The 12,245-nt window shown below is 69.1% G+C and carries 13 protein-coding genes; 12 read left to right on the top strand and 1 reads right to left on the bottom strand.

Annotated elements, in window-relative coordinates; translation table 11 throughout:
* The first annotated feature begins 172 nt into the window (after positions 1-172).
* The 6 genes from A5752_RS12225 to recN are packed head-to-tail and all read left to right on the top strand — an operon-like array spanning position 173 to position 5,650.
* On the top strand, positions 173-955 hold the full coding sequence (locus A5752_RS12225) for a tetratricopeptide repeat protein (RefSeq protein WP_231983390.1): 783 nt from the start codon (positions 173-175) through the stop codon (positions 953-955).
* A gap of 1 nt (position 956) precedes the next feature.
* The gene (locus A5752_RS12230; protein ID WP_067085458.1) at positions 957-1,979 is read left to right on the top strand and encodes an HAD-IIA family hydrolase; all 1,023 of its coding nucleotides are present in this window, start codon (positions 957-959) and stop codon (positions 1,977-1,979) included.
* Positions 1,980-1,987: 8 nt separating this feature from the next.
* A complete protein-coding gene (locus tag A5752_RS27740) occupies positions 1,988-2,164 on the top strand; it encodes a hypothetical protein (protein ID WP_090277879.1) in 177 nt (58 codons plus the stop codon).
* Between the two features lie 5 nt (positions 2,165-2,169).
* Positions 2,170-2,973: a TlyA family RNA methyltransferase gene (locus tag A5752_RS12240; RefSeq protein ID WP_067085462.1), complete on the top strand. Its 804-nt coding sequence runs from the start codon at positions 2,170-2,172 to the stop codon at positions 2,971-2,973.
* Positions 2,974-2,993: 20 nt separating this feature from the next.
* Complete coding sequence (locus A5752_RS12245; RefSeq protein WP_067085479.1) at positions 2,994-3,893, top strand: NAD kinase; 900 nt, start codon at positions 2,994-2,996, stop codon at positions 3,891-3,893.
* The gene (recN, locus tag A5752_RS12250) at positions 3,893-5,650 is read left to right on the top strand and encodes a DNA repair protein RecN (RefSeq protein WP_067085464.1); all 1,758 of its coding nucleotides are present in this window, start codon (positions 3,893-3,895) and stop codon (positions 5,648-5,650) included. The genes A5752_RS12245 and recN overlap by 1 nt, the downstream gene beginning before the upstream one ends.
* Here the strand turns inward: recN and A5752_RS12255 are convergent.
* Positions 5,647-6,222 (bottom strand): TetR/AcrR family transcriptional regulator, encoded by a 576-nt coding sequence (locus A5752_RS12255; RefSeq protein WP_067085465.1) that lies wholly within the window; start codon positions 6,220-6,222, stop codon positions 5,647-5,649. The genes recN and A5752_RS12255 overlap by 4 nt on opposite strands.
* A 31-nt stretch (positions 6,223-6,253) precedes the next feature.
* Here A5752_RS12255 and A5752_RS12260 point away from each other — a divergent pair, with 31 nt between their 5' ends.
* From A5752_RS12260 to A5752_RS12285, 6 genes are all read left to right on the top strand, one after another.
* Positions 6,254-6,634: a VOC family protein gene (locus tag A5752_RS12260; RefSeq protein WP_067085467.1), complete on the top strand. Its 381-nt coding sequence runs from the start codon at positions 6,254-6,256 to the stop codon at positions 6,632-6,634.
* A gap of 81 nt (positions 6,635-6,715) precedes the next feature.
* Positions 6,716-7,900: a putative cytokinetic ring protein SteA gene (steA, locus tag A5752_RS12265; protein ID WP_067085469.1), complete on the top strand. Its 1,185-nt coding sequence runs from the start codon at positions 6,716-6,718 to the stop codon at positions 7,898-7,900.
* Between the two features lie 9 nt (positions 7,901-7,909).
* Positions 7,910-8,848, top strand: coding sequence for a copper transporter (locus tag A5752_RS12270; RefSeq protein WP_067085471.1), 939 nt, complete (start codon positions 7,910-7,912; stop codon positions 8,846-8,848).
* 135 nt (positions 8,849-8,983) lie between these two features.
* The gene (gene pyrG / locus A5752_RS12275) at positions 8,984-10,747 is read left to right on the top strand and encodes a CTP synthase (protein ID WP_067085473.1); all 1,764 of its coding nucleotides are present in this window, start codon (positions 8,984-8,986) and stop codon (positions 10,745-10,747) included.
* Positions 10,740-11,360 carry an NUDIX domain-containing protein gene (locus A5752_RS12280; RefSeq protein ID WP_067085475.1) on the top strand — a complete coding sequence of 207 codons (621 nt, stop codon included), beginning with the start codon at positions 10,740-10,742 and terminating at the stop codon, positions 11,358-11,360. The genes pyrG and A5752_RS12280 overlap by 8 nt, the downstream gene beginning before the upstream one ends.
* On the top strand, positions 11,357-12,245 hold an 889-nt coding region (locus A5752_RS12285), incomplete at its 3' end, for a site-specific tyrosine recombinase XerD (RefSeq protein WP_082963854.1). The genes A5752_RS12280 and A5752_RS12285, both read left to right, overlap by 4 nt.

Here is a 12,245-nt window from a genome sequence, read left to right on the forward strand (position 1 = left end):
CCGGAAGCTAAGCCTGCCAGCGCCAATGATACTGCCCCACACGGGCGGAAAAGTAGGACACCGCCGAACACAAATTAGGATTACCCCCCACAATTGCGTGGGGGGTAATTCTATTTCGCGACAATCTATTACGTATTATCGCGAGACTCGTCCATCGGGTAGAAAGGCATACGTGGCTGAGGACAGAAGGGGCGGCACCGACGGGCGCCGTCCGCAGCGTTCGGCACCGCGCAGCTCCGGTCCGAACCGAGCCCGCAGGGCGCAACCCAAGCCCGAACGCGAGCCCCGTCAGTCATCCGGTCCGCCGATACCCGACGGCATCGAACCCAGGCAGCTCGCCCCCGATGTCCGCGGTGAACTCACGACGCTGGACCGCAACACCGCCGACTTCGTCGCCCGCCACTTGGTGGCCGCCGGCCAGGTCATCGACGAGGATCCGCAGGCCGCGCTCGAGCATGCACGGGCCGCACGCGCCCGCGCCGCCCGCATCCCCGCGGTGCGCGAAGCCGTCGGGATCGCCGCCTACCACTGCGGGGACTGGGCGCAGGCCCTCGCCGAATTGCGCGCCGCTCGGCGGATGGGCAGTCGATCGTCTCTGCTGGCGCTGATCGCGGACTGCGAACGCGGGGTCGGCCGCCCGGAACGTGCGATCGAACTCGCTCGCAGCCCGGAAGCCGCCCAACTCACCGGCGACGACGCAGACGAGCTGCGGATCGTCGTGGCCGGCGCCCGCTCGGATCTCGGTCAACACGAACAAGCCCTGGCGCTGTTGTCGACACCCCAGCTCGATGCGACGCGCACTGGACACACCGCGGCGCGGCTGTTCTATGTCTACGCCGAAACGCTTCTCGCCCTTGGCCGCAACGAGGATGCGCTGCAATGGTTCATCAATGCCGCGAGGGCCGATCTCGAGGGTGCGACCGACGCCGAAGAGCGCATCACGGAGCTCTCCTGAGGTGACCGCACTCGCCGACCAGCACGACTGCCTCCTCCTCGATCTCGACGGCACCGTGTTCCGTGGCCACGAAGCCACCGTCGGTGCGGTCAACACCTTGGCGACGATCCGAGCCCGGACTCTCTACGTCACCAACAACGCCTCGCGTGAACCCACCGACGTCGCTGAGCACCTCAATGCCCTCGGCTTCAGTGCCGTCGCCGACGACGTCGTCACCAGCGCACAGAGCGCCGCACGGCTGCTCGCCTCCCAATTGCCTTCTGGTGCAGTAGTTCTCGTCGTCGGAACCGATGCGCTCGCCGCCGAGGTCAGTCGCGTGGGCCTCAAACCCGTTCGACAGTGGTCCGACGAACCGGTTGCCGTCGTCCAAGGGCACTCCCCGCAGACCGGCTGGCCCGATCTGGCCGAAGCGGCCCTGGCGATCCGCGCCGGCGCGCTCTGGGTGGCGGCCAACGTCGACCTGACGCTGCCCTCGGAACGCGGCCTGTTGCCCGGCAACGGCTCCATGGTGGCGGCGTTGCGCGCGGCGACCGACCGCGAACCGCAGGTCGCGGGCAAGCCCCAGCCGACGCTGCTCACCGATGCGTTGGCCCGCGGCACATTTCAGGCGCCGCTGGTGGTCGGCGACCGCCTCGACACCGACATCGCCGGCGCCAACGCCGCCGGGCTGCCCAGCCTGCTCGTGCTCACCGGCGTCAGCACCGCCGCCGACCTCATCCGCGCCCGGGCATCCGAACGGCCGACCTATCTGGCCGCCGACCTTCGATCGCTCGACGCCGCGGCCGATGCGCTACGCATCGGGCACCACCCCGCCTGGCGCGTCGACGCCGACTCGACCTCGGTGACCGTGCACTCCACCGGCGACGACCCCGACGATGCGCTATCGGTGGTAAGAGCCACCGCCCACGCCGTGTGGAACGCCGGCAGCGACGGCCAGTCGGTGACCGTCCGCGCCGGTGACGACGCCGCGCACCAGGCCCTGCAGCGGTGGTCCCTGCTTCCCCAGCCGAATCAGCTAGCGTGAAGCTCGACATGAGTACCGATCCCGAACAGATTCGCGCCCGGATCGCGGAGTTGCTGGCAGACCTGCCCGACCCCGCGCAGGAGGGCGTCAACCTGGCCGACGCCGACATCGAGCTGCTCGCGGCGCGGTTGGAAGAGGCGCACGACGTGCTCGTGCAGGCGCTCGAGTCGGTCGAGAAGGGCTGAGCGCCGTGGCACGGCGCGCGCGAGTGGACGCCGAGTTGGTGCGACGGGGACTGGCCCGATCCCGCCAGCAGGCGGCCGAGCTGATCGGCGCGGGGCGGGTGAGCATCGACGGGATGCCGGCCGCCAAACCCGCCACCGCCGTCGCGATCACGTCCAACCTCACCGTCGAGGGCACCGACGAACGGACCTGGGTGTCGCGCGGCGCGCACAAACTGATCGGAGCCCTGGACGCCTTCGCCCTCTCCGTCGACGGGAGGCGGTGCCTGGACGCCGGCGCCTCGACGGGCGGCTTCACCGAAGTACTGCTCGACCGCGGCGCCCGTGAGGTGATCGCCGCCGACGTCGGCTACGGCCAACTGGCCTGGTCACTGCGCAACGACCCCCGAGTCACCGTCATGGAGCGCACCAACGTCCGGGAGCTGACGTCCGACGCGATCGGCGGCCAAGTCGACCTGATCGTCGCCGATCTGTCGTTCATCTCGCTGTCCACAGTGCTGCCGGCGCTGACATCGTGCGCAGCACCCGATGCCGATATCGTTCCGATGGTGAAACCGCAGTTCGAGGTCGGCAAGGACCGTGTCGGCGCGGGCGGCGTGGTCACGGATCCGGCACTACGAGCCGACGCCGTCCTCTCGGTGGCCCGCCGCGCTGCCGAGATGCGCTGGTATCCCGTCGCGGTGAGCGCGAGCCCGCTTCCCGGCCCATCCGGCAACGTCGAATACTTCCTGCATTTGCGAAAAGACACCGGGCTGACGGGCGAGGAGCTCGAAGACGCCGTGCACGCCGCCGTCGCGGAAGGACCGCAGTGAACGCCGACCGCACAATCCTGATGGTGGTACACACCGGACGCGATGAAGTCACCGAGGTCGCTCGGCGCGTACAGAAAACCCTCGGCGACAACGGAATCGGGCTCAAAGTCCTCTCGGCCGAGGCGGTCGACCGCGGACCCATTCACCTGTCGCCCGACGACATGCGCGCCCTCGGCGTGGAGATCGAGGTGGTCGACGCCCAGGAGCGCGCCGCCGAAGGGTGCGAACTCGTCCTGGTCCTCGGTGGTGACGGCACCTTTCTGCGCGCCGCCGAACTCGCCCGCAACGTCGAAATTCCGGTGCTGGGAGTCAATCTCGGCCGCATCGGGTTTCTCGCTGAGGCCGAGGCCGACTCCATCGACACGGTGCTCGAGCGTGTCGTCAACCGCGACTACCGCGTCGAGGAGCGGATGACGCTCGACGTCGTGGTGCGGGTGGACGGGGAGATCGTCGACCGCGGCTGGGCGCTCAACGAAGCCAGTCTCGAAAAGGGGCCCCGCCTGGGGGTGCTGGGAGCGGTCCTCGAGGTCGACGGCCGCCCGGTGTCGTCGTTCGGATGTGACGGTGTGTTGGTGGCGACGCCGACCGGATCCACGGCGTGGGCATTCTCGGCCGGCGGACCGATCGTGTGGCCCGAGCTGGAGGCAATTCTGGTGGTGCCGAACAACGCTCACGCGCTGTTCGCCCGCCCGATGGTCACCAGTCCCGAGGCCGCCATCGCGATCGAGGTGGAAGCCAGCGGACATGACGCGCTGGTGTTCTGCGACGGCCGCCGCGAGATGGTGGTGCCCGCCGGGGGACGGCTGGAGGTCACCCGGTGTGGGACCCCGGTGAAGTGGGTGCGCCTCGACAGCGCACCGTTCACCGATCGCCTCGTGCGCAAATTCCGGTTGCCGGTCACGGGGTGGCGCGGTCAGTAGTGCTTTCCGAAATCCGTATCGAGTCACTGGGTGCGATCAGCACCGCGACCGCCGAGTTCGACCGCGGCTTCACGGTGTTGACCGGCGAGACCGGGACGGGCAAGACGATGGTGGTCACCGGGCTTCACCTGCTCGGCGGTGCCCGCGCCGACGCCACCCGGGTGCGATCCGGCGCCAACCGCGCGGTCGTCGAAGGACGGTTCACCACAACCGAACTCGGTGACGGCGTGGCATCGCAGGTGGACGAGATCCTCGAGAGCTCGGGCGCCGAACGCGACGACGACGGCAGCGTGATCGCCGCCCGCTCGGTCAGCCGAGACGGCCCATCGCGGGCCTACCTCGGGGGTCGCAGCGTCCCGGCGAAGTCACTCAGCAGCTTCACGGCCGAACTGCTCACCCTGCACGGGCAGAACGACCAGCTGCGGCTGATGCGGCCCGAGGAACAACGCGGCGCCCTCGACCGATTCGCCGACGTCGAAACGCAGTTGAAGCGGTACCGCCGCGTGCGCGAGGAATGGCTGGCGGCGCGACGCGACCTGCTGGACCGCACCCAGCGGGCCCGCGAGCTGGCACTCGAGGCCGACCGGCTGAAGTTCGGGCTCAACGAGATCGATGCCGTCGCACCGCAACCCGGCGAGGACGATGCGCTCGTCGACGACATCCGGCGGCTCTCCGAACTCGACGCCTTGCGCGATGCCGCCCAGGTCGCTCGAGCCGCGCTCGCAGGTCCCGACGACCCCACGCCCGACGCGATGTCGGCGACTCACGGTGTCGCACAGGCCAAGTCGGCACTCGAGTCGACGGGTGACACCGCGCTCACCGCGCTGGCCCAGCAGCTCAGCGAAGCCGTCGCGGTCATCACCAGCGTCAGCAGCGAACTCGGCACCTATCTGTCGGGGTTGCCGACCGACACCAGCGCGCTGGAGACGAAGCTGGCGCGCCAGGCCGAACTGCGTTCCCTCACCCGCAAGTACGCCGCCGACATCAACGGCGTGCTCGACTGGGCCCGCGAGTCCCGGGACCGGCTGGCACAGCTCGACGTGTCTGAAGAAGCGCTCGCCGGCCTGCAGCGACGCGTCGACGAACTCGAGACCAAAACCGTCGCCGCCGCAGCCGAATTGACCAAGGCACGCACCAAAGCGGCCAAGGGTCTGGCCAAAGCGGTGACCGCAGAACTGTCGGGGCTGGCCATGACCGGCGCGGTGTTCACCGTGTCGGTTGGCCCGCTGCTGGCCCGTGCCGACGACTCGGCGCCCGTCGTGTTGCCCTCAGGTGCGACCGTGCACGCCGGGCGCGACGGCGTGGACAACGTCGAGTTCGGGTTCAGCGCTCACGGCACCGACGTACTGCCGCTGCACAAGAGCGCCTCGGGCGGTGAGCTCTCCCGGGTGATGTTGGCCCTCGAGGTCGTGTTGTCCGCCTCGGCCGAGGGCACGACGATGGTGTTCGACGAGGTCGACGCCGGAGTCGGAGGCCGCGCGGCGGTCCAGATCGGCCGTCGGCTGGGTCGGTTGGCCCGCACCCATCAGGTCATCGTCGTCACCCACCTGCCACAGGTCGCCGCGTACGCCGACGTGCACCTCGTCGTCGGGGGAGACGGCGGGAAGAAGTCAAGCGGGGTACGTCGCCTCGACGACGGCGAGCGCGTGGCCGAGCTGGCGCGCATGCTGGCCGGGCTGGGTGAGTCGGACAGCGGGCGTGCCCACGCCCGAGAACTGCTGGAGGCCGCGCAGAAAGAACGCGCTGAAGGCGATTAGCCGCCCAGCACCGTGTCGACCAGGGCCCTGACGAATTCCGCGCCGGCGGGTTCGTCGCTCGCCAGCCGGCGGTAGAACAGCGCGCCCGACAACGCCACCGAAGCGGCCTCGGGATCGACGCGCGCGGGGAACTCCCCGTCGCTGACACCCGACGCGATCGTGTCGGTGAGCCGTTGACGTCGCTGCGCCGAATACGTGTGAAAGAACCGGCGGATCTCCGGCTCGGTTTCCGCTGCGTGCACGAGGGCCGGGATGCAGGCCGAGACCGCGGACTCGCTCAGAGCGCGGGCGAGGTGCTCCAGCAGGATCTCGACCCTCGCGTGGGCCGTCCCGGCGGGCGCCTCGCGGCCCGGGTCCGGTTGGACGTTGAGGGTCTCGAGCGCATCGGCGATCAGCGACGCCTTGTCCGGCCAGTGCCGGTAGAGGGTGCTGCGGCCTACGCGTGCGCGGGTGGCGACCGACTCCATCCGAAAACCCGAATAACCGGCGTCGGCGAACTCATCGAGCGCGGCGCGCAGAATCGCCCTACGGGAGTGCTCGACGCGCGGATCGCCCTGACGACTTTGGGACATAGGTGTATCATAAACGTCAGGAGGTGCGATTATGACCAGCACCAGTGTTCGCTACATTGTGGACGACGTCGACGCGGCCGTCCGCTTCTACACCGACCAGTTGAACTTCGAGGTGGCCATGCGCCCCGGGCCCGGGTTTGCCATGCTCCGTCGCGACGAGTTGCGACTCCTGTTGAACTCGCCCGGCGGCGGAGGTGGCGCGGGGCAGTCGCTCAGCGACGGCAGCCGTCCCGCTCCCGGCGGATGGAACCGAATCCAGTTGGAAGTCAACGACCTTGACGACGCCGTGAGCCGCCTCGCCGAGGCAGGCGTGCCGCTGCGTGCCGACGTCATCACCGGCCGCGGCGGCCGGCAGGCCTTGGTCTGCGACCCCTCCGGCAACCTCGTGGAGTTGTTCGAACCGTTCCGCTGAGCTGTTACGTGTGTGACAAAAGGGACAGATGATACGGCGCGCCTCCGACAGATAGTGCGCTGATCTCGACAAAATCGGCGCATGAAGATGTCAGCGCTGCTATCTCGCAATGCCAGCTCACGCCCGGGCATCACCGGCACGGCCCGGGTCGACCGCGACATCGATCGACTCCTGCGACGCATCACCCCGGGTGACATCGTCGTCATCGACGCGCTCGACCTGGACCGGATCACCGCGGACGCGCTGGTCGAGTCCGGCGTCACGGCCGTCGTCAACGCGTCTCCGTCCATCTCCGGGCGGTATCCAAACCTCGGACCGGAGGTTCTGGTCGCGAACGGGATCACGCTGATCGACGACACCGGCGACGACGTCTTCAGGAAGGTCAAGGACGGCGCGCGGGTGCGGCTGCATGACGGCGGGGTCTACGCCGGCGACCGCTGCCTCGTGCAGGGCGTCGAGCGCACCGACCACGAGATCCACGAGTTGATGCATGAGGCCAAGAGCGGGCTGGTGGCCCACCTCGAGGCGTTCGCCGGCAACACCATCGAGTTCATTCGCAGTGAGAGCCCGCTGCTGATCGACGGGATCGGCATCCCCGACATCGACGTCGACCTCAACCGGCGCCATGTGGTGATCGTCGCCGAGGACGTCGACGCCGCGGTCGACCTCAAGGCGCTCAAACCGTTCATCAAGGAGTACCAACCGGTGCTGGTTGGCGTCGGCACCGGAGCCGACGTGCTCCGCAAGGCCGGCTACCGGCCGCAACTCATCGTCGGCGACCCCGACAAGATGAGCGCCGAGGTGTTGCGGTGCGGGGCGCAGGTGGTGCTTCCCGCCGACGCCGACGGGCACGCCGCCGGGCTCGAACGAATCCAGGACCTCGGGGTCGGGGCGATGACGTTTCCCGCCGCGGGCTCGGCTGCCGACCTGGCGCTGCTGCTGTGTGATCACCACGGTGCGTCACTGATCGTCACCGCCGGCCACACCGCGAGCATCGAGGAGTTCTTCGATCGGGCCCGCCAGCAGAGCAACCCGTCAACGTTTTTGACCCGGCTCAAGGTCGGGGAGAAGCTCGTCGACGCCAAGGCCGTTGCCACGCTGTACCGCAGCCGGGTGTCGGGCGGCGCGATCGCGCTGCTGGTGCTCGCCGTACTGATCGCGGTGATCGTCGCGCTGTGGGTGGCGCGCGTCGATGCCGCGATGCTGGACTGGATCGCCGATTACTGGAACCGCTTCTCGCTCTGGGTCCAGGGCTGGGTCACCTAGGAGCACCCGATGATATCCCTACGTACACACGCGATTTCGCTCGCGGCGGTGTTCCTCGCGCTCGCCATCGGTGTCGCCCTCGGCTCGGGGTTGCTGTCCAACACCGTGCTCTCGGGTCTGCGCGACGACAAACACGAAATGCAGGACCGGATCAACACCCTGACCGACGAGCGCAACGGCCTCAACGAAAAGCTCGGTGCGGCAGGGGAGTTCGACGCCCAGATGTCGCCGCGCATTCTGCGTGACACGTTCGTCGACAAGTCGGTGGTGCTCTTCCGCACACCCGACGCCTCCGACGACGATGTCGACGCGGTGACCCGACTGGTCGGTCAGGCCGGTGGCACGGTCAGCGGGACGGTGGGTCTCACACCGCAGTTCGTCGAGGCCCACGCCGCCGAGAAGCTGCTGTCGGTGGTCAATTCACCGATCGTGCCCGCGGGCAAGCAGTTGAGCACGACATCGGTCGACCAGGGCTCGCAGGCCGGTGACCTGCTGGGCATCGCGCTGCTGATCAATCGCGACCCCAAGGTGCAGACCGTCGACGACACCCAGCGCGAAACGGTGCTCGCGACGCTGCGCGACACCGGCTTCATCACCTACGGCGACCGGGTCGGCGCGGCGAACACCGCGCTGATCGTGACCGGCGGCCCGCTGGGTGACGACGCCGGTAACCGCGGCGCCACCGTCGCCCGATTCGCCGGCGGGCTGGCCCCGCACGGGACGGGCACGGTGCTGGTGGGCCGGGACGGCTCGGCGTCGGGCACGTCGGCGATCGCCGTGACCCGCTCGGACCCCGCGCTGACCTCGGCGGTGACCACGGTCGACGACGTGGACACCGAGGCCGGGCGCATCACCTCGGTGCTGGCGTTGAGTGATCTGGTCAACGGCGGACGGCCTGGCCAGTACGGCATCGGCCAGGGGTCGACGTCGGTCACCGTCCCGCAGTGACGCTCGGGCCCTCGGCGCGTCACCGACGCGGTGTCGGCCTCGGTGTTAGGGTGGGGTTCCGTGGGTCGGCAGGCCCCAAACTAGGAATCAGCCTAGGAACGTAAGCCCTGCCCGTCGTCACGGAGGTGCCTTTCAGTGAAACCCTTACGCAAGCACCCCCAGACGGCCACCAAGCACCTCTTCGTCACCGGCGGCGTCGTCTCCTCGCTCGGCAAGGGGCTCACCGCGTCGAGTCTCGGCCAGCTGCTGACCGCGCGCGGCCTGCAGGTCACGATGCAGAAGCTCGACCCCTACCTCAACGTCGACCCGGGCACCATGAACCCGTTCCAGCACGGTGAGGTGTTCGTCACCGAGGACGGCGCCGAGACCGACCTCGACGTCGGGCACTATGAGCGCTTCCTCGACCGCAACCTGTCCGGATCGGCGAACGTCACGACGGGACAGGTGTATTCGTCGGTCATCGCCAAGGAGCGCCGCGGCGAGTACCTCGGCGACACCGTGCAGGTCATTCCGCACATCACCGACGAGATCAAGGCCCGCATCCTCGAGATGGCCGCGCCGGACGTCGACGGTCGCCGCCCCGATGTGGTGATCACCGAGATCGGCGGCACGGTCGGCGACATCGAATCGCTGCCGTTCCTGGAGGCCGCGCGGCAGGTCCGCCACGAGGTGGGCCGCGAGAACTGTTTCTTCCTGCACTGCTCGCTGGTGCCGTTCATGGCGCCGTCGGGGGAGCTGAAGACCAAACCGACGCAGCATTCGGTGGCCGCGCTGCGCAGCATCGGTATCACCCCGGACGCGCTGATCCTGCGGTGTGACCGCGACGTGCCCGAACCCTTGAAGAACAAGATCGCGCTGATGTGCGACGTCGACATCGACGGGGTCATCTCGACCCCCGATGCGCCCTCGATCTACGACATCCCCAAGGTGCTGCACCGCGAGGAACTCGACGCGTACGTGGTGCGTCGGCTGAATCTGCCGTTCCGCGACGTCGACTGGACGCAGTGGAACGACCTGCTTCAGCGCGTGCACGAACCGCACGAGACGGTACGAATTGCGTTGGTGGGCAAGTACATCGACTTGTCGGACGCCTACCTGTCGGTGGCCGAGGCGCTGCGGGCGGGCGGGTTCGCGCACCGGGCGAAGGTCGAGATGCGCTGGGTGGCCTCCGACGACTGCGAGGTCGACGGCGACGCGGCCGCGGCACTGGCCGACGTGCACGGCGTACTCATTCCGGGCGGCTTCGGCATCCGCGGCATCGAGGGCAAGATCGGCGCGATCCAGTACGCCCGCAAGCGGGGCCTGCCCGTGTTGGGGCTGTGCCTGGGCCTGCAGTGCATCGTGATCGAGGCGGCCCGTTCGGTCGGCATCGCCGAGGCCAACTCCGCGGAGTTCGATCCGACCACCCCGCACCCGGTGATCTCCACCATGGCCGATCAGCGCGACGCCGTCGCCGGCGAGGCCGATCTCGGCGGCACGATGCGGTTGGGCGCGTATCCCGCTGTGCTGGAAGCAGGTTCGATCGTCGCCGAGGCCTACGACGCCACCGAGGTGTCGGAGCGGCACCGTCACCGCTACGAGGTGAACAACCAGTACCGCGACCGCATCGCCGAGAGCGGTCTGCGCTTCTCCGGGACCTCCCCGGACGGGCACCTCGTCGAGTTCGTCGAGTACCCGCGCGACGTGCATCGCTTCATCGTCGGCACCCAGGCGCACCCCGAACTCAAGAGCAGGCCCACCCGGCCGCATCCGCTGTTCGTCGCGTTCGTCGGGGCGGCGCTCGACTACAAGGCGGAGGAGCGGCTCCCCGGCATGGACATCCCCGAGCAGCGCTCCAACGGCGTCGAGCATGCCGACGAGGTCGGAGCCCTGCTGCAAGAGCCCGCGACCCGTGGCTGACCACGACTTCGAGACGGTCGCCTCCGAAACCCTCTACGTCGGGAAGATCTTCGCGCTGCGCGCCGACGAGGTCCGCATGCCCGGCGGGCACACCGCCCGCCGCGAGGTCGTCGAGCACTACGGCGCCGTCGCGGTGCTCGCGATGGACGACGACCGCAACATCGCGATGGTCTACCAGTACCGGCATCCGCTGGGGCGACGCCTCTGGGAGCTGCCCGCCGGCCTGCTCGACCTCGGCGGCGAACCGCCACACGTGACGGCCGCGCGCGAACTCAAGGAAGAGGCCGGACTCTCGGCCACCGACTGGCGGGTGCTGGTCGACCTGGACTCCGCGCCGGGCTTCAGCGACGAGAGCGTGCGGGTGTACCTGGCCACCGGGCTGACCGACGTCGGGCGCCCCGATGCCCACGACGAGGAAGCCGACCTGACGTTGCGGTGGTATCCGCTCGACGAGGCGGTGCGCCTGGTGTTCACCGGCGAGATCGTGAATTCCATTGCGGTGAGCGGCATTCTGGCCGCCCACACCCTCACAGACCCAGCGTTGCTGCGGGACGTCGACGCGCCGTGGATCGATCGCCCCACCTCGTTCGGCCGCCGCCAGGGGCATCCGTGACGACGTTCACCTCCGCGCTCGAAGGTCAGGTCCAGGGTTATCTCGACCACCTGACCATCGAACGCGGTGCGGCCGCCAACACGTTGAGCTCCTACCGACGCGATCTGCGTCGCTACATCGAACACCTGACTGCGCGCGGCGTCGATGATCTGACCAAGGTGACCGAGACCGATGTCAGCGAGTTCCTGGTGGCGTTGCGCCGCGGTGATGCCGAGGCCGGCACGGTTCCGCTGTCGGCCGTCTCTGCCGCGCGAGCGCTGATCGCGGTCCGCGGCCTGCACCGCTTCGCGGCCGCCGAGGGGCTGACCGAGCTGGACGTCGCCTCGGAGGTCAAGCCCCCGACCCCGAGCAGGCGGCTGCCCAAGAGCCTTTCGATCGACGAGGTGCTCGCCCTGCTCGAGGCGGCGGGCGGCGACAGCGACGCCGACAGCCCGCTCACTCTGCGTAACCGGGCACTGCTCGAACTGCTGTACTCGACCGGAGCCCGGATCTCGGAGGCGGTCGGCCTCGACATCGACGACGTCGACACCCGTGCGCGCTCGGTCCTGCTGCGCGGCAAGGGCGGCAAACACCGGCTGGTCCCGATCGGCAGACCCGCCGTCACCGCGCTGGACGCGTACTTCGTGCGGGGGCGCCCGGATCTGGCGCGCCGTGGACGGGGCACCCCCGCGATCTTCCTCAACGCCCGCGGCGGCCGGCTGTCGCGGCAGAGCGCCTGGCAGGTGCTGCAGGACGCCGCCGAGCGGGCCGGTATCACCGCCGCGGTGTCGCCGCACGTGCTGCGGCACTCGTTCGCTACGCATCTGCTCGACGGCGGTCGCACGCTCGACACTCTCGCCGAACAGCACGGGTTCGGTCCCGGACTGCTCGACGTGCTGTTCCTCG

It is taken from the genome of Mycobacterium sp. 852002-51961_SCH5331710, from assembly GCF_001665535.1.
Classification (GTDB): Bacteria; Actinomycetota; Actinomycetes; order Mycobacteriales; family Mycobacteriaceae; genus Mycobacterium.

Excerpts from the sequence above, each read along its gene's own strand:
- A5752_RS27740 (WP_090277879.1), top strand. The coding sequence starts at position 1,988 with ATGAGTACCGATCCCGAACAGATTCGCGCCCGGATCGCGGAGTTGCTG.
- A5752_RS12245 (WP_067085479.1), top strand. The coding sequence starts at position 2,994 with ATGGTGGTACACACCGGACGCGATGAAGTCACCGAGGTCGCTCGGCGC.
- A5752_RS12255 (WP_067085465.1), bottom strand. The coding sequence starts at position 6,222 with ATGTCCCAAAGTCGTCAGGGCGATCCGCGCGTCGAGCACTCCCGTAGG.
- A5752_RS12260 (WP_067085467.1), top strand. The coding sequence starts at position 6,254 with ATGACCAGCACCAGTGTTCGCTACATTGTGGACGACGTCGACGCGGCC.
- steA (WP_067085469.1), top strand. The coding sequence starts at position 6,716 with ATGAAGATGTCAGCGCTGCTATCTCGCAATGCCAGCTCACGCCCGGGC.
- A5752_RS12270 (WP_067085471.1), top strand. The coding sequence starts at position 7,910 with ATGATATCCCTACGTACACACGCGATTTCGCTCGCGGCGGTGTTCCTC.